Source organism: Shewanella sp. FeAMO (assembly GCF_053653955.1).
Genome location: NZ_CM132201.1, coordinates 2,046,752 through 2,071,830, shown reverse-complemented (window position 1 = coordinate 2,071,830; position 25,079 = coordinate 2,046,752). Strand labels below are relative to the sequence as shown.

Below are 25,079 nucleotides of genomic sequence, written 5' to 3'. Positions count from 1 at the left end.
CTCTACTCCGCTAAGTCTGGGTTGGCCACCTGATACATCACGTAATCCCGGTAACCTGTCACAATTCGATAATAGCCACTAAGTTCGCTATCCAATTTCTGGTCGCCACTATCCACGATAAGCGGCCTGCCTTCAAGTGCTTTTAGTTTGCTTTTGGTGGCAAGAATGATGATATTTTCCTTGCCAATGCGCCGGATAAGCTCGGGCGACAACTGCTGGTTGCCACGGCCAAGAATGTGCCCTTGGCCACCTATCAGGGTAATGACCAACTTAACCTTTTGATTTTCAGTGGCACTCAATAACTGCGCCGCATTAAGATCCGAGGCCAGCAGGGCCTTGTTCTGCACCAGATCCACCCCAAGCAGGGTGTTATCAAGCCCCAGCTCCTCCATCACGGCCGCCACTGTACTGCCGGAGCCCATGATATAGAGCTCATCTTCCATATCGCCGACCACATCGGCGGCAATATCCGCCAGCACCAGTTCATCCACCTCGCGGCCGCCCATCTTCACCGCCTGGATATATCGCGGCTCCGCAGGCACTGTCATTTCACCATAACGCCGCGCCCTGACCGTGCCTTGGCGGAAGGCCTCTTCATCTATGTCCATCACATCGGCGCTCATCAGACTCACCAGGGCGCCTTCCAGCAGTTGCTTCAATACCAACCCGGATGCATGGGGAGTAATGCCGTAAACACCCGAATGAATTTTGACCCCGGCCGGTACACCGAGTACGGGGAAGTGCTCACCGACAACCCCATAGATATCCCTTGCCGTGCCATCGCCGCCGGCAAACAGCAGCAAGTCCAGCTCCTGCGCCATCAAGGCCTTGGCGGCAGCCTGGGTATCACTGCGACTGGTATCCGTCGCCGCCTGGTAACACACCTCGGTGCGAAAACCCAGCTTTTGCGCCAGGTCGGCGCCCATGTTACCCGAGGCGGTATAGATTTGCAGGCGCTCGGCAAAAGGCGTTATCACTGCCAAGGCCTGCTCCATTCGCAGCCCGGCCTTGGGGGTGGCGCCAAGGCTCAGCGCCTCTTTTGCCACACCGTCGCTGCCCTTGAGGGCCACACTGCCCCCAAGCCCGGCCAGCGGATTAATGATAAGGCCCAGTCGAAACATTTTACTCATAACTCTCTCCGGCAAATGATGCTCTGCTCTTGTAAGAAATCATCAGGCGTCAATGGGGTCACTCTGTGATTGACGCCTGGAGTCGCTACCCGGAATAGCCAGCACGGCCAACATGGACAGCAAGGCGCACGCGGCGGCAAACACCCAACACCAGAAGGCGCCGCTGCCATCGCCCCAAATCAGGCCGCAGATCCAGGTGCCCAAAGCGCCGCCGACGCCAAAGCTCAAACTGGCGTAAAGTGCCTGGCCCTTGCTGCGGTGACTGATATCAAAATTACGGTGAACAAACTGGATGGATGCCGCATGGGTCAAACCGAAGGTAAAGGCATGCAGCAGTTGGCTGAGCCCCAAAAGCAACATGCTTTCGGCGCCAAAAGCCACCAGAAGCCAACGCAGCGCCGTCATGCCTATGCTCACCAGCAGCAGCGTCTTGACCCCATAGCGACCGAGTAACCTGGGCGCTATCATAAACATGAAGATTTCCGCCATTGCCCCGAGAGCCACAAAAATACCGGCGCTGGCCTCTGTGTAACCCACCTGCTTGAGATAAAGCACGAAAAAGCCGTAGAAAGGCCCGGCGCTGGCTTGAAGCAACATGGCAGACAGTAAAAACCACAGTAGCGGCCGCCCGAGTTTGAGTGCCGGCTTATCCTGCACGGCCCCCGCCGAGGCCCGATTCGATGGCAAGGGTAAGGCACAGCCCAGTAACCCAAGAAACAGACTCAGCCCCACATAAAGCAGCACCTCGGGGCCAAATTCCTTGATGGCCCAGCCTGTGCCCACCACCAGCACGATATAGCCGACACTGCCGAAACTGCGAATGAGGCCATACTTGTTGGCTTCAGCCCCCAGGGTTTCCAGGGTGATTACCTCAAGCTGCGCCAGAATCGCATTCCAGAAGAAGGTATAGAGGGCCAAACTCAGCGCCAGATAGAGAAAGCCGCCATGATAAAAGAAACTCAGATAGGTCAAGGCGGCGGCAAAGGCACCGAGCTTGATAAGCTCAGAGCGCATGCCGGTGCGATCCGCCACCAGCGCCCAGACATTGGGCGCGACTATGCGGGTTGCCATAAGTATGGCCAGCAGGAAGCCTATTTCGGCGGCGTCGAAACCACGGTTGTCAAAAAATACCCCCAGATAGGGCACCATGACACCGAGTATGCCAAAGAAGAAGAAATAGCAGGCAGAAAGCCAGGCGAGCTGTCCCCCTGCGGGAAACAGTCCGCGCATTTATCGCATTCCAAGTACAGGTGTAAGGCTGCTGACATCCTGGTTTTGGGCCCGATGACGCAGCAAGTGATCCATCAAGACTATCGCCAACATGGCTTCGGCAATGGGCACGGCGCGGATCCCGACACAGGGGTCGTGCCGCCCCTTGGTCACCACTTCAGCCTCAGTGCCCTGCACTGTCATGCTCTTGCCTGGCACGCTGATACTGGAAGTGGGTTTCAGCGCCATATGCGCCACTATGGGTTGCCCGGAAGAGATACCCCCGAGCACACCGCCGGCATGGTTGCTGTCAAACCCGGCAGGCGACATCAGATCTCTGTGCTCTGAGCCCTTTTGGTTAACAACGGCAAAGCCATCACCGATTTCAACGCCCTTGACCGCATTAATCCCCATCAGCGCATGGGCAATATCGGCATCGAGACGGTCAAATACCGGCTCGCCAAGGCCGACCGGCACATTGGTGGCCACCACACTGACCTTGGCACCGATGGAATCACCGGACTTTTTCAGCTCGCGCATATAGTCATCCAGCGCTTCCAGCTTGGAGGCATCGGGGAAGAAAAAGGGGTTCTGTTCTACCTGAGCCATATCCAGAGTGTCAGCGCAAATAGGCCCAAGCTGGGAGAGATAACCTTGGATCTCAATGCCGTGTACCACCTTGAGGTATTTCTTCGCCACAGCCCCTGCCGCCACCCGCATGGCAGTTTCCCGCGCCGAGGAGCGGCCACCGCCGCGATAATCGCGCAGGCCATATTTTTGCTGATAGGTATAGTCGGCATGCCCGGGACGGAACAGATCTTTGATATTGGAGTAGTCCTGGCTGCGCTGATCGGTATTTTCAATCAACAGGCCGATGGAGGTGCCTGTGGTCTTGCCCTCAAACACGCCGGAAAGAATACGCACCTGATCCGGCTCGCGCCTGGCAGTGGTATAACGGGAAGTACCCGGACGGCGACGGTCGAGATCCTGCTGCATATCGGCTTCGGTCAGCTCAAGCCCTGGCGGGCAGCCATCGATAATGCAGCCCAGTGCAAGCCCATGGCTTTCACCAAAAGTGGTGACGACAAAGTTCTGACCTATGCTGTTTCCCGACATCCGCTTAATTTCCCCCTGGAGATAAAATGACCGAGCGCCGAGGTTCGGCCATCCGAACCTCGGCTTTACTGGCCCATTGGCTAATGGGCCGCTTTATTATTCACTGTCTTTAAAGATGGCGAACAGTGATTGATTTTCAACTAGCTGATCTTTTGTCAGCACAAACACCCCATCACCACCATGTTCAAAGCTGACCCAGGTGAAAGGCACATCGGGGAACTGCTCAATCAGGTGCACCATGGAGTTACCCACTTCAACCACCAGGATACCGTCATCTGTGAGGTAATCGGCGGCGTTGGCCAGAATGCGTTTAGTGATATCCAGGCCGTCTCGACCGGACGCCAAACCAATTTCCGGCTCATGGCGATACTCATCCGGCATATCGGCAATATCTTCGGCATCAACATAAGGGGGGTTGGACACAATCAGATCGTACTGCGGCGCTCGTGGTACTGCGCTGAAAAGATTGGACTGCATGGGAAACACCCTGTCCATCACGCCGAGCGACTCAACGTTTATCTGCGCCACTTCCAGTGCATCCTCGCTGATATCCAGCGCATCGACCTCAGCCTCTTCAAACTGATAGGCACAGGCGATAGCGATGCAACCGCTGCCGGTGCAGAGATCGAGTATCCGTCTTACCGGCTTGTTGTAGAGCCAGGGACCGAATCCGTTTTGGATCATCTCGGCAATCGGTGAGCGAGGCACAAGCACCCTTTCGTCCACATAGAAGTCCAGCCCGGCAAAACGGGCGGTGTTGGTCAGATAAGGCACGGGTAAACGCTCGCGTACCCGGCGGATGATAAGCTCAACTATCTTGTGTTTTTCGCTGCTGGTGAGATTGGCGTGGATCACCTGCTGACCAATGTCATCGGGCAGATGCAGGGCATGAAATACCAGGGAAACCGCTTCGTCCCACGCGTTATCTGTACCATGACCATAATAAACATTGGCGTCATTGAAACGGCTGACGGCCCAGCGCAACATGTCGCCTACCGTCCGCAATTCGGTGACGGCTTCATCCACAAAGATCTTATCCAAAATCTGACTCCGGCTTTATTCTTATTCCGCCCCATTGTAACTGAAGTCTGTTCAGAAGAAACAGGATTCAATAAAATAGCCTGATGAACGAAGAAAACGACAAAGAAGGCCTGGCGGAATTTCAGGCACTGGTATCCGGGATCACCCCGCTCGACCAGGATAAACGCCATTTCCGCCCGCCGAGCAAAACCAAGAAGCAACTGGCTGAAAAAGAAGTTCAGATACAGGCGGACAGTTATTTTTCAGACGTTTACCAGCCATTATTGCCAGTTAACGGCCCTATGCGTTGGTGTCGGAACGATGTGGACGCCATGGAAGTCAAACGTCTGCGTAGAGGCGATTATGTGCCTGACTTTCTTTTGGATCTGCATGGTTACCGCCAAACCGAAGCCAAGCTGGAACTGGCAGCCTTGATCCAGGCCTGTATCCGTGAACACAGCCCTTGCTGTAGTGTCATGCACGGCTACGGCACCGGCATTCTCAAACAGCAGTTACCCATGTGGCTGGCGCAGCACCCCAAGGTCAAAGCCTTTCACCAGGCCCCCAAAGAATGGGGCGGCGATGCGGCGCTGTTGGTACTGATAGATATCGGTGAACATCCCCACAGACGCTAGCCACAGTAGAGCTGCCCCCTTTTAAAGACTTAGCGCGATAAATGCAAGGAACCCGGCCATGGCCGGGTTCCTTGTTTAGCTGGCGCTTTAAGATTCATCTTTTAATCACATAAGGCGCATGATTTCAGGTTAGTTGCAGCACTAAAGGCGGCTTTAAACCTGGGGAAAGCACTAGGCGATATTGTGCGGCCCTTGCTGCCACATCACGCTTGCCTGCTGACCATGTACATCAATAAGTGCCACTGACGAGGTCGCAAATAACGGCGGCTCAATGCCGGCCACCAATTCACTGACCATATAACCCAATAGTGGCATGTGGGCTATCACCAACACCTTGTCAGCCTTGAACTGTTCCGCGTATGCCTTCACCAGGCTGGCAGCCATTTCAGGGTCAGCAGATGGTACCAATTCATCCAATACCATCCATTTACGCGGTTCAGGAAAGTGCTTTCCCAGTTCTTGCCAGGTCTGCTGCGCTCTGAGGTAGGGGCTTACCAACACCAGATCAAAGGCAGAGACTGAATCATTCAGCCAGTTGCTCATCTGTGTCGTATGGAGGCGTCCGGCATCAGTCAGCATTCGCTCCCGATCCGAGGGTGCTTCGAAACTGGCCTCACCATGGCGCATTAGAAAAAGCTGCATACATCACTCACTACAGAAAAAGTTCTTATGGTTCTATGTCAATTGTAGCCGTTTATAGCGCGGCAACAAACCGCACAGCTCTCAATCTTTAGTCGAAAAATCCAAGAGATATTTGCCAAAAAAGCATAAGGCTATCAATATATAACAATCTGTCTATACGGGAGTTATCCCTTGAGCACTTGCCAGTCTGTCATTTCCAGCCCCAATGACCACCGCAGCTATCGTCATCTGACTCTGACCAACGGCCTGCGGGTGTTGCTGGTGCAAGATATGCATTCTGCCCAGGCCGCCGCATCCATGGCGGTCAATGTCGGCCACTTCGATGATCCTCAATCCCGCCCCGGGATGGCACATTTTCTCGAACACATGTTGTTCCTGGGTACAGCCAAATTTCCCGAGGCAGGAGGTTATCACAGCTTTATCAACCAACATGGCGGCAGCAATAATGCCTGGACGGGCACAGAGCACACCAACTTCTTCTTTGCCATAGATCCCCTGGTATTTGCCGAGGCACTGGACAGATTCAGCCAGTTCTTTATTGCACCTTTGTTCAATCAGGAGTTGGTGGACAGAGAAAGACACGCCATAGAATCTGAGTTCAGTCTCAAGCAGAAAGATGATATCCGCCGTATCTATCAAGTATTGAAAGAGACGGTCAACCCGGCGCACCCTTTCAGCAAGTTTTCCGTCGGTAACCTGCAAACCCTGGGCGGAGACGAGCAACAGCTCAGGGAAGAACTGCTTGCCTTCTACAAGAGCCATTACAGCGCCAATCTGATGACTCTGTGTCTGGTGGCTCCCAAGGCAATCGATGAGCTCGAGCAGTATGCCAGACGCTATTTTTCGGCAATAGAAAATCATGATCTGCAAAAAACTTATCCCGAACTGCCACTGTTCTCCAGTGAGCAACTGCAAAAGCAGATCCATATAGTGCCGCTTAAAGAGCAAAAACGCCTGACCCTGAGCTTTGCCCTGCCCGCTATCGATCGCTTCTATCGCAGTAAGCCACTGACCTTCATCAGTCACCTACTTGGGAGTGAGAGCCACGGCAGCCTGTTTTCCAAACTCAAGGAAGCCGGTCTTATCAACGGGCTTTCCGCCGGTGGCGGCATCAACGGCTACAACTTCAAGGAATACAGCATCAGCATTCAGCTGACCGACAGAGGTTTGAACCAAACCGACAAGGTGGTTGCTGCTTGCTTCGGTTATATCAAACTCATTGCCGATACTGGGCTGGAAGACTGGCGCTATCAGGAAAGAGCCAATCTGCTCAAACTGGCATTTCGCTACCAGGAACAGATAAAAGCCCTGGATCTGGCCAGTCACCTCAGCATCAATATGCAACATTATCAGGTTGAAGATACCGTCTATGGCGACTATCGCATGGATGGCCTGGATGTCGCTGAAGCCAGAGCACTGATGAGCCTGATGACCCCGGATAATATGCGCCTGCAACTGGTGGCCCAGGATCTGGATACCGAGCAACAAGCGGCCTGGTATCACACCCCCTATCAAATTAAACCCATAGAAGAAGCCAGGCTGGCACTGTGGCGCTGCGCCGAGGCTGAAACCGGGATGGAGCTGCCAAGGCCTAACCCTTTCATCGTAGAAGACGCCATAGCCCGAGGCGAACCCAGCCGGCATCCTGAGCCGGTGATTGTCGCCGAAGGTGCCGGTTACCGTATCTGGCACAAGAAAGATGATGAGTTCAATGTCCCCAAGGGGCATCTTTATCTCTCGCTCGATTCGGATCAGGCCAGCCCCACGCCGAGACATGCCGCCTTGACCCGGCTGTATGTGGAGATGCTGCTCGATCATCTGACCGAACATACCTATCAGGCGGAAGTAGCCGGCCTCAGCTACAACATCTACCCCCATCAGGGCGGGCTGACCCTGCATTTAACCGGTTTTACCGGCAACCAGGAAACCCTGTTGGCGCTGCTGATAGACAAAGCCCGGGAGCGCAGTTTTACCCAGGAGAGGTTCAACCTTATCAAACGCCAGTTACTACGCAGTTGGTATAACCATGCCCAGGCCAAACCCATCTCCCAGCTGTTCACCAGCTTGACGGTAACCTTGCAAAAACGCAGTTATGAACCACTGCGGATGGCTGAGCTGTTGGAAGATATCACCCTGGACGATCTGCATGACCATGTGAGCGCCTTCTATGAAAAAATCTATCTGGAAGGCCTGGTCTACGGTGACTGGCTGGAACAGGAAGCCCAGTCTCTGGGAAAACGACTCAGCCATATTCTGTCTCTGGTTTCCAAGCCCAGCCGTGAATCTGCAAGAGAGTTGGTCAACCTTCAGGGGAAAGGAACCGTACTCAGGGAGCTGAACATAGCTCACCCGGACAGCGCCATCATAGTCTATTACCAATCCGTGTTTGCCACTCCGGAGAAAATGGCGTTGTTCAGCCTGCTGAATCACACCATGTCGTCGACTTTCTTCCACGAGCTGCGAACCCAAAGACAACTCGGTTATATGGTGGGCACAGGCTATCTGCCGCTAAACCGCCACCCGGGGATGATCTTCTATGTACAGTCACCGACCGCCGGGCCACTGCAATTACTGGAAGCCATAGATGAGTTTATCGCCGACTTTAACTACGCCGTGATGCAGATAACCAATGAGCAGTGGGAAAGCACCAAGCAGGGACTGATCAACCAAGTCATGGAACATGACGCCAACCTCAAGACCCGCGGCCAACGTTATTGGGTCAGCATAGGCAATAAGGATTATCACTTTAATCAGCGTGAGCTGGTGGTAGCAGAAATCAAGCGCCAAACCCGGGCCGGCCTGATCAAGTTTATGATGGATAAAATGCGCACCAAACACAGCGATCGTCTGGTGCTGTTCAGCACAGGAGAACAACACAGACATCTGGAACGTCTGCAAGCCGGTTCCTTGATCACAGATTTACGCGCCTTCAAGCAACAGGCTGAGCAGTTTAACCTTTAATCCCTGGACTGCCCTTGCTCAAACGAGGAATTTTTCTCCATTCCAATTGGTATCGAAGATTGTTCCAAGACAAAGGGCTGCAGCAGTTATAATCAAAAGGTATTATATTCAATAACAGCACAGCATGCTTTTAAGTGGATGGCACAGCTCGATTTATCACCACATATCTGGGGCAGAAATGAGATAAACGTATGTGATAGAAAGGTTTAATTTTGACAATCAGGCTACTTTCTGAAAGAGTTATCATTCAACGGTACTGGCATCACTCATTATAAAATTTACTAAATTTATGCCTAATCTCCTGCTCCGCCTCATATTGCTCTGGTCTCTCGTTATTGCCTTTATCCCGGCTAAAGTTTCAGCACTTCCCCTGATTGACACTCCAGCTCCCATCCTTCTGAAAGCAGAAACATACGGCGTCCCTGAAGGACTTTCGCAAAGTACAGTGACATCGATAACCGAGGATTCGGACGGTTATATCTGGATAGGCACGCTTAACGGCCTCAACCGTTTTGATGGCAAGGAGTTCAAACAGTATTTCGCCAATGATGGGAGTGGCCTCAAAAGTTCGTTTATTCAAAGTTTATACTTCCATAAAGATCTTCTGTTAGTTGGTACCAATAACGGCCTCTATACCTACAATAAAGAAAAAAATACCTTCATATCCGTAAGTGGTATAAACGGTGCAGTTTGGTCTCTCCAAGGAATGGGAGATTCAATCCTGGTCGGTCTCAATGACAAGATAGCTAAAGTCGAACAGATCACAACTGCAACGCCTAAAATAACTCTGTTACAGTCTGAGAGTTTCCTCAATGTAAAACAGGTTATAGTCAATAATAACAGTTACATAATACGAAACCATGATGGTTCTGTTTATCATACTGATGAAAATACAAGTAAAACTGAGTTGATATCAAAAGAGTCAACTTCCATCAGCCAAGATGGGGAATATGTTTATATCTTAAAGGAAGATGGAATATACAGATGGAAAGATAATGAACTTAAAAACATATCGATTGGAAGCTACAACAGCATTTTCAATTTAAACAATGACCTGTACGCCCTAAAAAACAATAAAGTCTTTAATATCTTATCAAATGGTGATGAAAAGCGTCTTGGTCAGGTAGATGGCATAGATCTCTCGACCTCCATGAGCTTTGTATATGCTGAAAAAGGTAGGCTTTACATACCTTTTCTGAATAAAGGTTTTTCTGCAATAGATATTGAGAGTCAACTCGCGTCTACTCTCACAAGTAATACTCAGAGTGTTTGGCATATACAAAAGAATCAACAAAATAACATTCTTGTTTCTGATGACACCCAAATATTAACTCTGCTAGATGAAAACCTCGATGTCATATTCTCCATTGACTCTGGAATCAAAGGACCTAAAACAGCAGGGCTGGTAAAGGATACTATATTCTATGGTTCACTAGATGGATTATATGCAATAAATATCAGTACAGAAACACGCTACCAAGTAGTTGCCAGTCCCATAGTCGCTTTTGCCGTAAACAAAGATGAAACCAGAATTGCGGTAAGTACTGCAGACTCGTTAATACTTGAAGTAGATATAAAAACACTAACTGTGGTCAGTCAACATGATTTAAGTAGTAAACCAGCAATCTTCAACATGGCCTATGAAAATAATGAATTGTATGTTGCTACTCAGGCCGGAGTATTTATTGTCAGTAGTGCTGGTGTAAGACATATTTTTGAAGAAGAGTTAACCTACAGTATTGCACCGATTGATTCGGGGATATATATAGGAACTGGGACAGGGCTAAAGTTCTACGAGAAGACGACCCAAAGTATAACAACCAAGTTCATCACCAATAGCCCCATCTACTCAATAGCAACAGATTCAGATGGAAACTATGTTGCAACCTCTATCAGAAAAATTCTCATAGGGATTGCCGGGAGAACCTACGTTTTAAATGAAGACTTCGGCAGTCAGTATGAATACAATACACAAAGCGCTTCAACTTGGAGAAATGGATTCCTGCTGGGTGGAATCTCCGGGTTAACCATTATTTCACCCAATGATATTATTAACTTCAAGAATAGTCATAAGCCAAAAGCCAACCTCAATGAGTTATTAATATTTAATATCCCTCAAATCGTCGACAACAGTAAACTTTCTGCTGCGCTTTCTCTTTCGAAGGAGATCAAACTTAAGTATTCTGACTATCCATTCACTCTCAGATTTAACAGCCCAAAGTATTCTCATATAAAACTCGAGTATGAGTACCGACTTCAGGGGCTTTCTGACGACTGGATTAGTTCTAAAGGCATCAATTCTGCAACTTATACTAATCTTTCACCCGGAAGCTATACCTTCCAGGTCAGGGCGATAAATCCCATCACAGGTGAAAAAGGTCAGGATACTGAACTTCAGGTAAATATAACCCCTCCTTGGTGGCTTTCCACGCTTGCCAAAACTCTCTATGTATTGGCGATACTACTGATACTGACGGCTATCACCAAAGCCGTGCTGCGCAAGAGAGAGATCCAGCGTCAAATAGCCTTGAGTGAGGAGCGTCTAAAGCTCTCCCTCTGGGGTAGCGGTGATGAGATGTGGGACTGGGATATAGAAACGGGGCAGATATACCGCTCCAATATCTGGGGTTCTCTCGAATTTCCCCGCGACGGCCAGCGCTCCGGCCACCATGGTGAAGAGAGCAATATACACCCTCAAGATAGAGAGCGGGTAAGAGAAGCACTCAATAAACATTTTTACGGTGAAACAGATCATTTCGAAGCAACCTACAGAGTCAAAAGCAAGAGTGGTGAGTGGCTGTGGATCCTCGACAGGGCCAAAATTGTTGAGCGGGATGAGCATGACAATGCCCTTCGTATGACGGGAACCATCAAAAACATCAACAGTTTCAAGACAGCAGAAGAGCAGCTGCGCCTGTTCGAACGGGCGATAGAGAATATCTCGGAAGGTATGTTTATTCTGGATGCCGATTTCCATTATGTTGAGGTTAACGAAGCCTGCTGTGAACTAACCCAACACAGCCGAAACCAGTTGCTCGGCACAACGTTGCAGTTCAGCCGTTATCCTGACAATTACAATCAACAAATAAAGCAGTTATTGCAGCAGTACGGTCGCTGGAGCAACGATATAGAAGCCATTAAAGGCGATGGTTCAGAGTTCTTGATGGAGCTCACCATAGATGCGATTTACGATGAGCAAGGGAGCCTGACCCATTATGTTGGGGTGTTTTCCGATATCTCCCGTCGAAAACAGCAGGAAGAAGAGCTGCGCAAGCTCACCAATAATGATCTCCTGACCGGTCTTCCCAACCGCTCCAACCTGCAAGTCACCCTAGGCAACCTGGTGAAAAAAGACCATCACCACACTCTGATGGTGCTTGATCTGGATAATTTCAAAAAGATCAATGACTCCCTCGGTCACCAAATAGGTGACGAGCTTTTGATCCTGGTCGCAGAAAGGCTGCAGCAATCTATACCCGGACATACCAACCTTTATCGCCTCGGTGGTGATGAGTTTGCCATTTTGGTGGACAAGAATCCCGATATAGGTTCCAGTGCTGTGATAGCCAGCCGCGTCATAGACGCATTCGGTCAAGCCTTTGGACTGGTAGGTGAACAGCTGGTTGTCGGCGTCAGCATAGGCATAGTGCTTTATCCCGAAGACGAGCAAAATGAGCAAGCGCTGCTGAGAAAGGCCGATATCGCCATGTACCATGCCAAGTCTGCCGGTGGTAATCGTTATCAGTTCTACTCAGAATCCTTGAACCGCAATGCAATCCGGCAGTTGGAGGTAGAAAATCTTATCCGAGAAGGCCTAAAAGACGATCTGTTTGAAGTCTATTACCAGCCAAAAATCAATCTGCGCAGCGGTTTGGTATCGGGTATGGAAGCCTTGGTTCGCTTGAATCATCCTCAGCACGGATTGATCCCACCCAATGACTTTATTCCGCTGGCAGAGGAAAATGGCCTGATTGTTGAAATAGGTGACCTTGTTATGCGAAAAGCCTGCTTTGCAGCCCAGCAGTGGCGTGAGCAGGGATTGTTTGATGGCCGTGTGGCTGTCAATTTGTCGTCGCGACAATTCGCACTTCCCGATCTGCAGCAAAGAATCGCGTCAATTTTACGTCTGACCCGCCTGCCACCGGCTAATCTGGAACTGGAAATCACCGAAGGGACTGTTATCAAGCATCCGGAAAAAGCCATTAAAGTCATGCAACAACTGGCTAAAATGGGAGTCTGTCTGGCACTCGATGACTTTGGTACCGGCTATTCATCTCTGTCCTATCTGAAACGATTCCCCATTCACAGCTTGAAAATAGATAAAGCCTTTGTCGACGATATCGATAAGTCTGACAGAGACCTAAAGATGGTCGATTCCATCATCACCATAGCCCACAATATGGGGCTTTCCGTTGTGGGAGAAGGCGTGGAAGACTCATCACAACTCAGTATTTTAAAAGCGTTAAACTGTGAAGAAATACAAGGGTTTATTTACAGCAAAGCCGTACCGGAAGCTGAATTTTCCGAGTATCTGAAACAAAATCTGCCCGCATTTACAGGAAAGAAAAATACAATTTAAGAACCAAATTTAAACCGCATATAAACCGATAAAAAGCCAAAATAAAACCAATTTAAAACTGAAATAACACTTTGGCATAACTCCTGCTTTATCTCTCTCAGCGTCAAGAAGTTAACCGCTGACTGTTACCACTACCCTGAGAGAGATAAAATAATGATTAAATCAATACTTGCTACCGCCGCCGTTGTTACCAGTTCACTGGCTTTTGCTGCTGCACCTAACGTCAAGTTCAAGCCTGTCGAGTTGGCTGCTGCGCCTAATGTGAAGTTTAAGCCTGTCGAGCTGGCCGCTGCCCCTAATGTGAAATTCAAGCCTGTCGAGCTGGCCGCTGCCCCTAATGTGAAGTTTAAGCCTGTCGAGCTGGCCGCTGCCCCTAATGTGAAATTCAAGCCTGTCGAGCTGGCCGCTGCCCCTAATGTGAAATTCAAGCCTGTCGAGCTGGCCGCTGCCCCTAATGTGAAATTCAAACCTGTCGAGCTAGCCGCAGCGCCTAATGTGAAGTTCAAACCTGTCGAGCTGGCCGCAGCGCCTAATGTGAAGTTCAAACCTGTCGAGCTGGCCGCTGCCCCTAATGTGAAATTCAAGCCTGTCGAGCTGGCCGCAGCGCCTAATGTGAAGTTCAAACCTGTCGAGCTGGCCGCTGCCCCTAATGTGAAATTCAAGCCTGTCGAGCTGGCCGCTGCCCCCAATGTCAAATTTATATACGCCTGATCCTAGGGCTTTGGAGGACTAATTATGATCGTAGCAATCAAGAAGTTATTGGGTCTGACCAAACCAGAGCGTAAACGGGTGAAACTGCCGGAGGGTCTGTGCCACCTGGAAGTGGTTCCTGCCAGAGGTTGGTGGAACTGATGAAACAGCGAAAAAACAAGGGAGCATTTATGCTCCCTTTTGCTGTGATTTGGAATCAATAGAGGATTCTAGAAGGAATGCTTGCTATCGCCGGACCGAGTGGTTTTGCGGTACGCTAGTTGCCTATGTGCATTAAATAACAACATGGCAGCGGGTCCCAGCAACAACCCGGCAGCCACCCAACGTTTAACCCCCATCCCCGCCTTGAAGGCTGAATGTCCCAGAGTGTAAGCGGAGACGCCCAGAGTCCCCGCCAAAGCCAAAGCGCCTGCCAGTATCAGTGTCAACTTGCCTCACCTCACTTGTTGCAGCGCATCCCTTCACTGTCCAAAAGAAAGCCGGAATACTACCCCAGCAGCGCTCAAAATAACAGCAAAAGGTCAGTAATTCGCCACCCGAGCCTGGCAAAAAATGGTTCGACAAAAATAGCCTGACAACCAATCCCCCGGCATTACTCAAGCCTTAACAGCTCACCACAGGACTTTTGCAGCAGACTGCGACAACGCCACAGGCCAAGCAGTGCCACCAACAAGGCGCCACTGAGGGGAGCCAACAGCCACCATTGCCAGTGAGGGCTGACTCTGAGTTCAAACACCTGAGTTTTCAAAAGCCAGAGCGCAAACTCCGCCACTGTGACCGCCAGAATGCCCGCCACGGCACCTAGCAGTGCAAACTCCAACGCCGTGGCAAGCTTAAGCAAGCTTCCCGGCGCACCAAAGGTGCGTAGAACCGCCAGTTCTCGTTGGCGACTGGCCATGCCGGCTTCGGTCTGCGCTATCATCACCAGGGCACTGGCCAATACCACCAGCACCAACACCAGCGTCAGTGCCAAAGATACCTGGGCGACTATCTCTTTGAGCTGAGCCACCATGGCCCCCACATCTATGATGGAGACAGTGGGGAAATTACGGATAAGCTCAAGCACAACAGCCTTTTGGCCATCATCCAGATGAAAACTGGCCATGGAGGTATAAGCAAAGGGGGCCAAGGCTTCCTGACTGAAAATCATAAAGAAGTTGGGTTGCAGAGTTTCCCACTGCACAGAACGAATACTGGCCACTTTGACAGTCAGCGTTTGGTTATCGATAACAAAACTCAGGCTGTCTCCGACAGTAATTCCCAAGCGCTCGGCCACCCCGGACTCCACCGACACGTCATCGGTTTGCCGATTAAAATGGCCCTCAAGGATCTCATTGTTGGGCGGCAAGGTATTTCGCCAGGTGAGATTCAGTTCCCTTGAAATCCCAAGACGCCCTCTCTGCCCCTGTTCCTGCTCTTCGGCAGTGATCACCTCCTCACCATTGATAGCGCTGAGCCGACCACGGATGACAGGATAGATATCTGTGGCAGCAATCTGGCGCTGAGCCATAAAGTCCGCCAGCGGCTCTACTTCGTCCGGGGCTATGTTAACCAGGAAATAGTTCGGCGCATCCTCAGGCAACTGCTTCTGCCATTCGCTGAGCAAGTCCTGACGCAACGCCATTATGGTCAGCAATAACACCAAGGCGCTGGAAAAGCCCACCAGTTGTACAGCGTTTTGTCTGGCACGGCGCCGAAGGCCCGCCAGTGCCAGCGACAAGGGGTTGGTCGTGCGCATGCCAACACTCTGCCCCAGGCGGATTAACAAAAAACCCATCAGGCTGAGCAGCACCCCGAGCAACACCACGCTGGCCACCACGGTCAGGGTCAAAGGCAAAGAGCGCGAGTAGAGCCAGCCGAGTAATCCCATGGCCGCCAAACTCAGCAGCAGATGCAACCACATGCCCAGACGTATTCCTTCTAGCTGGCGTTGCAACACCCTGAGCGGCGGAATAGCCAGCAGCCGCATCAGCGGATAGGCACTGAACATAAAGGCGCTGATAAACCCTGTAGCCAACCCCAAGAGAAGCGGTCTGAGCATAGGCGGAGAATAGGCGGCAATTTCCGCGGGCAAGGCTCGGCTGATGAGATAATCCAGCACCAGGCCACCGAAGATCCCCAAGATCACTCCAAGAAAGGTCACCAGCAGCAGGTGCAGACCGAACAATAAACGGATTTGTCTTGCACTGGCGCCAAAGGTTTTCAGCATGGCAACCACATCATAGTGACGCTGGCAATAACGCTGGGCGGCAATGCCGATGGCGGCGCAGGCAAGGGCTATCCCCAGCAAGCTTGCCAGCAGCAAGAATCGCTCCGCCCGCTGCACCGCCCCGGCAATCGGCGAATCGCCGGATTGTACATCAACCCAACGTTGGCTACTGGTCAGCAGTGGCTTGGCGTATTCTTCAAAACGGCTCAGCGCCTGGCTGTCCCCGACAAACTGATAAAGATATGTCACCCGGCTGCCGGGTTGAATGACCCCGGTTGCCGCAACATCATCAAGGCGCATCAACACCAGGGGGGAAGAAGCAAATGGATTGAAACCGGCATCGGGCAGCCTGTCTATCTCCTTGGCCAGCGCCATCTGGGCGTTACCCAGCTCAACACTCTTGGGATACCCCAGCAGGCCCCCAAGACGCATTTCAAACCACAGTTCACCTGGCTGCGGCAAGGCACTGGCTTCTCCTTGACGCAAGACAATTTTGCCCTTGAGCGGATAGGCATTATCAACTGCCCTGACAGTGACCAACTGAAATGCATCACCGCTGTAAACCATAGAGTTGAACTGCAAACTCTGCGATTGCTTCAGCCCTAACGCGTTGGCCTGCTGCAGTATGCCTGCATCTATGGGGACGGGTGAATTAATGATTCGGTCGGCGGCAATAAACTTGGCCGCCTGGCCATTGATGGCGAGCTGCAATCTGTCACTGACCCGGGCCAGGCCGGTGACAGACAACACCGCCAGGGTCAAGGCCAGCACAATCAATACCAACTGCCCTTGCTTGAGCTCGCGGCGAAACAGGCGCCATGCCAGCGTCCATTCCATCAGCGCCCCTCCTCTGCCGTTACCGATGCCGCCGGCACCTGGCTCTCTGTCTTGGCCTCATGCAAACCGGCCTCTTCCGGCAGGGTTTGCTGCCCCTGCTCATACAATCGCCCTTCGTGCATCTCCAACTGGCGCTCACAGCGACTGGCCAATTGCATATCGTGGGTCACCAAAATCAAGGTGGTCGAACTCTCGCGATTGAGCTCAAACAGCATGTCGGCAACCCTGTCGGCGTTGTGTTTGTCCAGGTTGCCCGTGGGTTCATCGGCAAACAGCACCTTGGGTTCGCTGATAAAGGCTCTGGCGATAGCCACCCGCTGCTGCTCACCGCCGGAAAGCTGTTTCGGGTAATGATTGAGCCTGTGCCCGAGGCCAACTCGCTCCAGCATGGCTTTGGCTCGCTCTCTGGCATCCTTGATACCCGCAAGTTCAGCCGGCAGCATGACATTTTCCAGGGCGTTGAGGGTATCAACCAACATAAAAGACTGAAAAATGAAGCTGACCTTCTGCTTACGCAGCGCCGCTTTCTGCTCTTCATTAAGCCCGGCCAGGGCACTGCCATCGAGCCAAATCTCACCGGACGAGGGGGTATCCAATGCCGCCAGCAGGCCCAGCAGAGTTGATTTACCTGAGCCTGATGGCCCAAGAATGGCCACACTCTGGCCCGGCTTGACATCCAAATTGATGCCACTCAGGATAGTCAGGTCACCTTCCTGGGTAGTGACAGTTTTTACGAGATGGGAAACCTTAATGGCACTGTTCTTCAAAATTGCTTCCTTATGCTTGCGTCCGCTGGCATTGATACCAGTCATATTCTTGTTCTCTGCGCTGCCCGTCAAGGCCGCTGATGTACTGATCCTGGGGGACAGCCTGGGAGCCAGTTACGGCATGGCCGAGAAACAGGGTTGGGTCGAAGGGCTGAGACAAGCCTTACCCGAGCATAACATTGTTAATGCCTCTGTCAGCGGCGAAACCACGGCCGGTGGCCTCAGAAGATTGCCTCAGTTGCTGAAGTCGGTAAAACCCTCGCTGCTGTTGGTGGAGCTTGGCGGCAATGATGGTCTGAGAGGCTTTCCGCCAACAGAGCTGAAAAACAATCTTACAAAAATCATTGCGCTGGCTCATCAATCCGGCGCCAAGGTGCTGCTTTCCGAAGTCATGGTACCGCCAAACTACGGCCCCAGATATGCCAACGCCTTCAGCGCCGTTTACAGTGACCTGGCCAAACAGCCCAACGTCACCCTGATGCCCTTCTTTATGACAGAGATAGCGCCCTTCCCCGAGTTGATGCAGGCCGATGGGCTGCACCCGAACGAAAAGGCCCAGCCCAAGATCACCGCCTTTGTGCTGCCCTGGGTTGAATCGGCAATCGAAGCCATCAAAGCCCCTGCCACAGACGCATCTGCGCCGGCAACGGGCGGATAAGACTATCGCCGGACATAATAGCCGCAGGACGACATAGCTAAAAACGACTAAAGGCTGCGGCTGAATACCCTCACCTTGTGCCCCATCAGTTCACTTTCTTCCTGCGGCAGCATTCCCAACTTGAGGGCTATCGCTTCCGAGCCCAGGTTGCCATCCATGATCAGGGCTATCAACTCATTCACGGCGCAAATCGCTTTTATTTCTGGCAATGCATGGCTGGCGGCTTCATAACCCAGTCCCTGGCCCCAGTATTCAGGCAGATATCGGTATCCCAACTCAACCTTGCCGAACTCCGGCAGGAACTTGGGGCCGCAAAAACCTATCACCTTGCCATCGGCCTTATGCTCAACTGCCCAGCGACCATAGCCATACTTGCGGTAGTCGGCCAAAATGACCTTTTCAAGCACCTGAGCGGCCTCTTCAATATCCTTCAATGGCTCGCCGGGAATATACCTCAGCACTTCGGGAGTACTGTTCATGGCAAATAAAGCCTGCTGATCACCATCACGGAACTGTCTCAAAATTAATCTGGGGCTTTCGGTAATCAAGATTAACGACTCCTTGTTATTCAGTTTGTTGCCTTAAGGTTGGCTAAAGTTTATTAATGTTTAATAAATCATAACCATAGATTACACTAGGGCGGGCGCGATAAGTCCATACCCGATCGGATTGAAAGTTGTTTTGTCGCAATAAGATTGCAGTGCAACCCGGCTAGTATGCCCATACCGGCCTGATAACATAAAACAAGGAAAGCGTATGTCCCAGCAAAAAGTCTATATTCCCCTGGCCACCCGTACCAGCCAGTACATCATGGCTGAAATACTGATGACAGATGCGCTGCTCAGCCACTATGCCAGTTACGAAAACTGCTACCGCGAGATCAGCAAGTTGGTATTCCAGTTGGCAGAAAAGGAAGATCTGCACAACATTCATGTGATCGCCAATGACAAACTGCCTGTGGTGCGTTTTCACACCGAGGCCTACTGCTTCCAAACCGCCGAACAGATCCTGTTCTTTTACAACCCGGCCTACCATGAAGCCCAGAACCTTTTCTTCCAGCCGGACTACAAGGCCCGCAAGTTAAGACTGCTGTTTTTGGCCACAGGTAAGGAAATTCGCGCCAACGCCGCCAATTTCCACAGCCGGGTCAATGCCGTATTGAATGGAGTGTTGGACAACCTGCCGGAGCAGGAATTAAGGGTCAAAGTCCGCGATCACCAGCACATGGCCTACGATCTCTTCGCCCGTGCCAAGGGGGAGAAAAAGACCTATGGCTACAAGCTCAGGGATATTTATCAGCGCTACAAGTCGCGCAAGTGCAAACTGCCGGAAGATCACAGCTCATTGGCCTATGTCACCGTCAGCCTGCCGCTGAGCCGCCGTCTGAAGCAGAGCGTGCTGGAAGAAGAGCATACCGAAGACTTCAGCCCGCTGTACCAGTTTCTTGAGGACAAGTTCCGCAGCGCGGCGGCCGGCAAGCAATTGCACCGCATCGCCATGGTGGCCAACGGCCTGATGCCTTTGGTTCGCAACAGTAAGTTCGAGAAGGTGGAAAGTACTGCCGAAGCCCAGATGATAGGCTTTGATCCTGCGGCAACCGACACTCAGTTTGTCAGCCATTGGGATGGGCGCAACCTGGTAGAATCGGTGCACTTTTTGCTGGTTGCCGGTAAAGAGGACTACACAGAGCCAGGTTATGGCCGCTACATGAACCAGGTGGAAGCGGCTTTGAAAGACTTTGCCGAAGCCATAGGTTTGGATCCGGAGCGCCGTGAACTGGTGTTGAGATTCCATCAGCACATCAGTTACAAGCGTTAAGACTCAAAAAAGCCGGGCTAGCCTGCACAATACAGCTCAGCCCGGCTTTTTACCTTGTTATTATGAGTGTGCTATGAGTGAGTCCCCTGGGCTCGGTTATTTCCGCCCTGTGACCACATTGATTCTGGCAACATCCACCAGATCGCTCACCTGATATTTGTCGAACAGATCCAACAAGGCATCGCTGCCCTGCTCCAGTTTCAACATCATCTCTTCTTCATAAAGCGGCACCAGGCTATAAAAATTGATGCACTTGTCCTGGTCAATCTCCAGGGTGTGGAAACCCTCATCAACCAGCAGTGACGGCAGAACTATCATGCCGTTTTGACGGGTATTTTCGGCAAAGGCTTCGGCAGGATCACCATTGGGTATTGTGTGTCCCCAGCCCAGCCAGCTGTCGTATTTATGCGGAAAGCGCGCCAAAAACTTAAGCTGCCTTACAGGCCAGTACCACTGTTCATCGCTGAAGGCTTCCTGACTTATCTGCCAATGCGCCGGCAAGGTGATCATCAGCTCCATAAACCTGGGGATATCCGCCTCTTCGGGGGTACTCATAGGCAAGTCACTCATGCCGGAAGTCACCAGAGTATGGAAAGGTCGCTCGTCTGTCGGTGCCACATAATGCACATCAATATGCACAGTATCCGAGATAACTTCATGAAAGACCCAGGTGACTTCACCAATATGGCGCTCAATATGTTCGCTTATCTGGACGATACACTCTTCACCCATAGGCGATTGCCATTCCTTTTCACCATCCGTGTATCTGAAAATGGGATCACCGGAAAGGCTGTATTCTTGTTCATCCTTACTCATGCCAACTCCTTTTGATTCTGACGCATGAGGTTTTATCACTGCCGGCGAACTAAATCCAGAATAAATGATGAAAAACAAACTGTTGTTAAAATAGTGTTTACATATGGCGATAACATCTCAATCTGTTATTTGCCGCTACTTGCATTATTTAGTGCTAATTTGGCCGGATTTCACATTGTCAGTCGGGAAGTGAATCGGGATCTTGTTAACGGAATAATAACAATAATCAGGAGAGATTATGTTCAACAAGAAAAACCCCCTGACTTTGGCGTTGCTGGCAGCCGGGTTAACCGTGGGACTCATTGCCTGCTCGGATGACGACAATACGTCTCAAACCACTGAACCGCCGGTCGTGACGCCACCGCCGGTAACCAGCCCCTTCCCCGAAGGCGCCATCATGGTTGAAGCCGGAGACAATTTGACAACCCGAATTCAGGAAGCTCTGATCAACGCCCAGAGTGGCGCTGTAATCGTGTTGCCAAAGGGCCGATTTGAGATAGATGCCACCTTGTTGTTTGACGGCGATGTCGACGGTGACGGCAGCTATGCCAGCAATGTCACTGTCATGGGCCATGGCCGCGATGAAACCATTCTCGACTTTGCCAATGCCAACGCCGGTGACGGTATCTTTGTGCAAAACGCCCTCAATATCACCATCAAGGATCTTTCGGTCTATGAAGCCAAAAACAACGGCATCAAGCTGAAAAATACCAATGGCATCATACTGCGCAATGTCTCCGCAGTGTGGGAAGGTGAGCTGGATCAAGGCAATGGCGCCTACGGCCTTTACCCGGTGGAATGCGAGAATATTTTGATTGAAGACAGTTATGTCCGCGGCAGCGCCGATGCCGGTATCTATGTGGGCCAGTCTGAGTACATAGTCGTCAGGCGCAATATCGCCAAGGAAAACGTCGCCGGTATCGAAGTGGAAAACTCGCGCTTTGCCGATGTCTATGACAATGAGGCCATGGGCAATACCGGTGGTATTCTGGTGTTCGACCTTCCCATTGGCAACCACAAGTACGGCTCCAGCGTACGGGTATTCAACAACAAGGTTTATGACAACAATACCCACAACTTCGCCAACGCCTCTGCCAACCCGGCCGGAGTGCATATTGTTCCTCCCGGCACCGGGGTGATCATACTCTCCACCAACGATGTGGAAGTGTTCAACAACCAGATCAGCAACCACGATACCCTAGCGGTCACAGTCTCCAGCTTCTTTATCGCCGAGCCGGATGTCTCCGCCTTTGCCGCCAGCTATGCCCAGCCGGGTCAGGCCATTGAAGATGGCTGGCGCGCCACACCGCGCAACATCTATATCCATGACAACCAGATAAGCGGTTTTGCCACCAAGCCCAACGGTTATCTTATCGAGGATATCATCAAGGCCTACATCTACAGCCATGGCCGCTTCCCGGGGATCCTCTACGATGGCCTGGGTGAACTGCTCGCCAACAATAGTACCGGCGCCTATCTCGGATTTGGTGAACTCCCCTTCAACCCTGACGGCAGTGAAAATGTCTGTGCCAGCAACAATGGAGATGTCAGCATTGGCCAGCTCTACGGCAACAGCAATACCGATGTCAGCATTCCCGATGTCATGTATGAAGCCAAGCAGCAGCAACTGTTGCAATGCTCTTTGGTCAGCCTACCTGTGCATACCGTCACTTTCGGCGAACAGATCTTCGGCTGCGGCGTGGATGATGATACCGAAGGTTGTGACGGTGGCGTGCTGGTCGGCGGTGGCGGTACTATAGGAGAAGGTGAAGGCGGCCTTGAAGGCGATGGCGACCTGTCGCTGTGCAGCGCTCAAGGCTCTGGTGTGAACTGGGATGCTCTGACGGGTGCCAATTGCAGCAGCCTGGCACAATACCGCCTGTTTACCGACGCCTCTATGCCGGCGGCCATGCCAAACAGTGGCGGGATCCCTTACGATCTCAACACGCCGCTGTTTACCGACTATGCCAGTAAGTATCGCTATGTGTTTGTGCCGGAAGGGAAACAAGCCAACTACAGCAGCAATGAGGCCTTTGACTTCCCGGTAGGCACAGTACTGGTGAAAACATTTGCCCTGCCTGCCGATACCGCAACCAGAGGCGTGGACAATGAAACTCTGATTGAAACCCGGTTGTTGATCCACAGAGAGTCGGGCTGGACCGCCCTGCCCTATATCTGGAATGCCGAGCAAACAGATGCCACTTTGGCCAAGGCCGGTGCCATTCAAGGCAAGAGCGTGGTGCACAAGGGGCAAACCCTGAACTTTGACTATGTTGTCCCGTCAATGAATCAGTGCAAGCAGTGTCATCAGTTCAAGGCCGACAGCGCCAGTCAGGCGGTGTTTATGCCGATTGGTCCCAAGGCCCGCCATCTGAACCGTGACTACCCCTACCAGGATGGCAGCGCCAACCAACTGCTTCATTGGCAAAGCGCGGGTATTCTCAGCGGCCTGCCAACCCTTACCAGCGTCGACAAGGTACCAGCCTATGTGGATGGTGATGAAGCCACTTTGACTCAACTCAGTGACAGCGAGCTGATGCAAACTGCCAAGGGCTACCTGGATATCAACTGCGCCCACTGCCACAGACCCGAAGGCAATGCCTCCAATACCGGGCTGAAACTGGAATACCAGCGCAGCTATGATGAAGACAACGGCTTCAGCCACGGCACCTGTAAATCGCCTGTAGCCTATGGCGGCGGCACTCTGGGCTATGATGTGGTACCGGGTAATCCGGCCGAGTCCATCATGCATTTCCGGATGCAGAGCAATGAGCCCGGCGACAGAATGCCCGAAATTGGCCGTAGCCTCAGCCACGAGGAAGGAGTCGCGCTGATAAGCGAATGGATTAAACGTTTACCAGCGGCCAGCTGCTCCAACTGAAGCTGGAGCCAAGCAGACTGAAAAACGCTTACCGCAATAAGCAAAAGGCCCGGGTTTGACGACCCGGGCCTTTTTAGTCTTCCTGCCCCAAGCGGCTGAAATAGCCTGGTGGATAACCGAGCCAATGCTTGAAGCTCTGGCGAAAATGACAACTGTCGCTGTATCCCAAACGCTCGGCAATCTCACTCACCGATAGCCGGCCCTCAAGGATCCAGCTCACCGCTCTTTGACACCTTTGCTGATCCACCAGGCGTTGATAGCTGCTGCCGAGGGCCGCCAGCTTGCGCCTCAGGCTGCGACTGCTCATGTGTAACCTGAGTGCCATGGTTTCCAATGGCGGCACAGCGGGAAAGTCGCCATCCAGCTCGGCAATAATCTTTTCAATCAGCGAACTCTGCTGCTGACAGTTTTGGCTGTGATCGGAAAAATGACTCAGATCCACAGCCAGCGCCAGGTAGGATTTATCGAGGCGCCATTCATTGAAGTCACTCTGAAACTCCAGCTGTTTGGTCAGTTTTGCCAATCCCTCAGACGGCATCAAAGTGCCGGTAACACAGATACAGTTAAAGCTGACCTCTTGACCGGTTAACTCCCGCGCCAAACTCAGCAGCGCACCTATGCTGTGAAGAAATTCGCCGCGATAGATTAACGACTCGGCCCGGCCGGTATTGAGCCAGCGCAGGCGGATTTCCCGCTCATCTTCCAGCAGCAACAGATCGGCAAAACTACCCACCCACTTGGGATGGTTGAGCACAAAATCCAGGCATTCACCGAGATCCCGGCAATCCCCAAGCAAAGGCAACAGAAAGCCCAAGTCGGTTACCTGGGTATTGAGACCAGCCAGCAGGCTGATATCCTCACGTCGACTACGCTGCATGAGAAACGCTATGGTGGCGCTGAGCTGCCAGACCCGCACCAATTGGCACTCCTTGAGTTCATTGATACCCGTGCCTATGTGCCGGCATATCTCTTCGGCAGCCTCGGCTCCCAATTGTGACTGAATAAAACGAATAAGGTTGGCCAGTTCAAAAGCCGGGTACGCCTGATCCCCAACCATCATGTTGGCTCGGTATTTGATCTGCATAGTTAT

Annotated in this window: 17 protein-coding genes; 7 read left to right on the top strand and 10 right to left on the bottom strand. The window is 51.8% G+C overall.

Going from position 1 to position 25,079, the window contains the following annotated elements; translation table 11 throughout:
- Window positions 1-2 precede the first annotated feature (2 nt).
- The 4 genes from ACWAU4_RS09300 to prmB all read right to left on the bottom strand — a co-directional run bounded on the left by ACWAU4_RS09300 (window position 3) and on the right by prmB (window position 4,496).
- A complete protein-coding gene (locus ACWAU4_RS09300) occupies window positions 3-1,130 on the bottom strand; it encodes an ATP-NAD kinase family protein (protein WP_208125795.1) in 1,128 nt (375 codons plus the stop codon).
- Window positions 1,131-1,172: 42 nt separating this feature from the next.
- Window positions 1,173-2,360, bottom strand: a complete 1,188-nt coding sequence (locus tag ACWAU4_RS09295) for an MFS transporter (protein WP_208125793.1) — start codon at window positions 2,358-2,360, stop codon at window positions 1,173-1,175.
- Window positions 2,361-3,455 (bottom strand): chorismate synthase, encoded by a 1,095-nt coding sequence (aroC, locus tag ACWAU4_RS09290; protein ID WP_107004652.1) that lies wholly within the window; start codon window positions 3,453-3,455, stop codon window positions 2,361-2,363.
- Between the two features lie 96 nt (window positions 3,456-3,551).
- Window positions 3,552-4,496 carry a 50S ribosomal protein L3 N(5)-glutamine methyltransferase gene (prmB, locus tag ACWAU4_RS09285; protein ID WP_054743814.1) on the bottom strand — a complete coding sequence of 315 codons (945 nt, stop codon included), beginning with the start codon at window positions 4,494-4,496 and terminating at the stop codon, window positions 3,552-3,554.
- 83 nt (window positions 4,497-4,579) lie between these two features.
- Here prmB and smrB point away from each other — a divergent pair, with 83 nt between their 5' ends.
- On the top strand, window positions 4,580-5,110 hold the full coding sequence (smrB, locus tag ACWAU4_RS09280; protein ID WP_107004651.1) for an endonuclease SmrB: 531 nt from the start codon (window positions 4,580-4,582) through the stop codon (window positions 5,108-5,110).
- A gap of 171 nt (window positions 5,111-5,281) precedes the next feature.
- Here the strand turns inward: smrB and sixA are convergent, their stop codons facing one another.
- Complete coding sequence (gene sixA, locus ACWAU4_RS09275; RefSeq protein WP_025010454.1) at window positions 5,282-5,752, bottom strand: phosphohistidine phosphatase SixA; 471 nt, start codon at window positions 5,750-5,752, stop codon at window positions 5,282-5,284.
- Window positions 5,753-5,923: 171 nt separating this feature from the next.
- On the opposite strand from sixA, the gene ACWAU4_RS09270 reads away from it, so the two are divergent.
- From ACWAU4_RS09270 to ACWAU4_RS09260, 3 genes are all read left to right on the top strand, one after another.
- The gene (locus ACWAU4_RS09270) at window positions 5,924-8,713 is read left to right on the top strand and encodes an insulinase family protein (protein ID WP_107352252.1); all 2,790 of its coding nucleotides are present in this window, start codon (window positions 5,924-5,926) and stop codon (window positions 8,711-8,713) included.
- 289 nt (window positions 8,714-9,002) lie between these two features.
- A complete protein-coding gene (locus tag ACWAU4_RS09265; RefSeq protein ID WP_208125791.1) occupies window positions 9,003-13,292 on the top strand; it encodes an EAL domain-containing protein in 4,290 nt (1,429 codons plus the stop codon).
- A gap of 153 nt (window positions 13,293-13,445) precedes the next feature.
- On the top strand, window positions 13,446-14,003 hold the full coding sequence (locus ACWAU4_RS09260) for a hypothetical protein (RefSeq protein WP_071238381.1): 558 nt from the start codon (window positions 13,446-13,448) through the stop codon (window positions 14,001-14,003).
- A gap of 592 nt (window positions 14,004-14,595) precedes the next feature.
- On the opposite strand, the gene ACWAU4_RS09255 is transcribed toward ACWAU4_RS09260, so the two are convergent.
- Both ACWAU4_RS09255 and ACWAU4_RS09250 read right to left on the bottom strand, forming a co-directional pair.
- Entirely contained in the window at window positions 14,596-17,049 is a 2,454-nt protein-coding gene (locus tag ACWAU4_RS09255) for an ABC transporter permease (RefSeq protein ID WP_208125789.1), read from the bottom strand.
- Window positions 17,049-17,861 (bottom strand): ABC transporter ATP-binding protein, encoded by an 813-nt coding sequence (locus ACWAU4_RS09250; protein ID WP_045283475.1) that lies wholly within the window; start codon window positions 17,859-17,861, stop codon window positions 17,049-17,051. Before ACWAU4_RS09250 ends, ACWAU4_RS09255 begins: the two co-directional genes overlap by 1 nt.
- Here ACWAU4_RS09250 and ACWAU4_RS09245 point away from each other — a divergent pair.
- Window positions 17,800-18,474 (top strand): arylesterase, encoded by a 675-nt coding sequence (locus tag ACWAU4_RS09245; RefSeq protein ID WP_044735765.1) that lies wholly within the window; start codon window positions 17,800-17,802, stop codon window positions 18,472-18,474. The two genes, ACWAU4_RS09250 and ACWAU4_RS09245, sit on opposite strands and share 62 nt — an antisense overlap.
- Before the next feature lie 47 nt (window positions 18,475-18,521).
- Here ACWAU4_RS09245 and ACWAU4_RS09240 read toward each other — a convergent pair whose 3' ends face one another.
- On the bottom strand, window positions 18,522-19,022 hold the full coding sequence (locus ACWAU4_RS09240; protein WP_054743804.1) for a GNAT family N-acetyltransferase: 501 nt from the start codon (window positions 19,020-19,022) through the stop codon (window positions 18,522-18,524).
- Between the two features lie 208 nt (window positions 19,023-19,230).
- On the opposite strand from ACWAU4_RS09240, the gene ACWAU4_RS09235 reads away from it, so the two are divergent.
- Window positions 19,231-20,292: a DUF3083 family protein gene (locus ACWAU4_RS09235; RefSeq protein WP_025010450.1), complete on the top strand. Its 1,062-nt coding sequence runs from the start codon at window positions 19,231-19,233 to the stop codon at window positions 20,290-20,292.
- Between the two features lie 96 nt (window positions 20,293-20,388).
- Here ACWAU4_RS09235 and ACWAU4_RS09230 read toward each other — a convergent pair whose 3' ends face one another.
- Window positions 20,389-21,108, bottom strand: coding sequence for a suppressor of fused domain protein (locus tag ACWAU4_RS09230; RefSeq protein ID WP_044734278.1), 720 nt, complete (start codon window positions 21,106-21,108; stop codon window positions 20,389-20,391).
- A gap of 238 nt (window positions 21,109-21,346) precedes the next feature.
- Here ACWAU4_RS09230 and ACWAU4_RS09225 point away from each other — a divergent pair, with 238 nt between their 5' ends.
- Complete coding sequence (locus ACWAU4_RS09225; protein ID WP_208125785.1) at window positions 21,347-23,989, top strand: SO2930 family diheme c-type cytochrome; 2,643 nt, start codon at window positions 21,347-21,349, stop codon at window positions 23,987-23,989.
- Window positions 23,990-24,062: 73 nt separating this feature from the next.
- Here the strand turns inward: ACWAU4_RS09225 and ACWAU4_RS09220 are convergent, their stop codons facing one another.
- Window positions 24,063-25,073, bottom strand: a complete 1,011-nt coding sequence (locus ACWAU4_RS09220) for an AraC family transcriptional regulator (RefSeq protein ID WP_234518400.1) — start codon at window positions 25,071-25,073, stop codon at window positions 24,063-24,065.
- Between the last annotated feature and the right edge of the window lie 6 nt (window positions 25,074-25,079).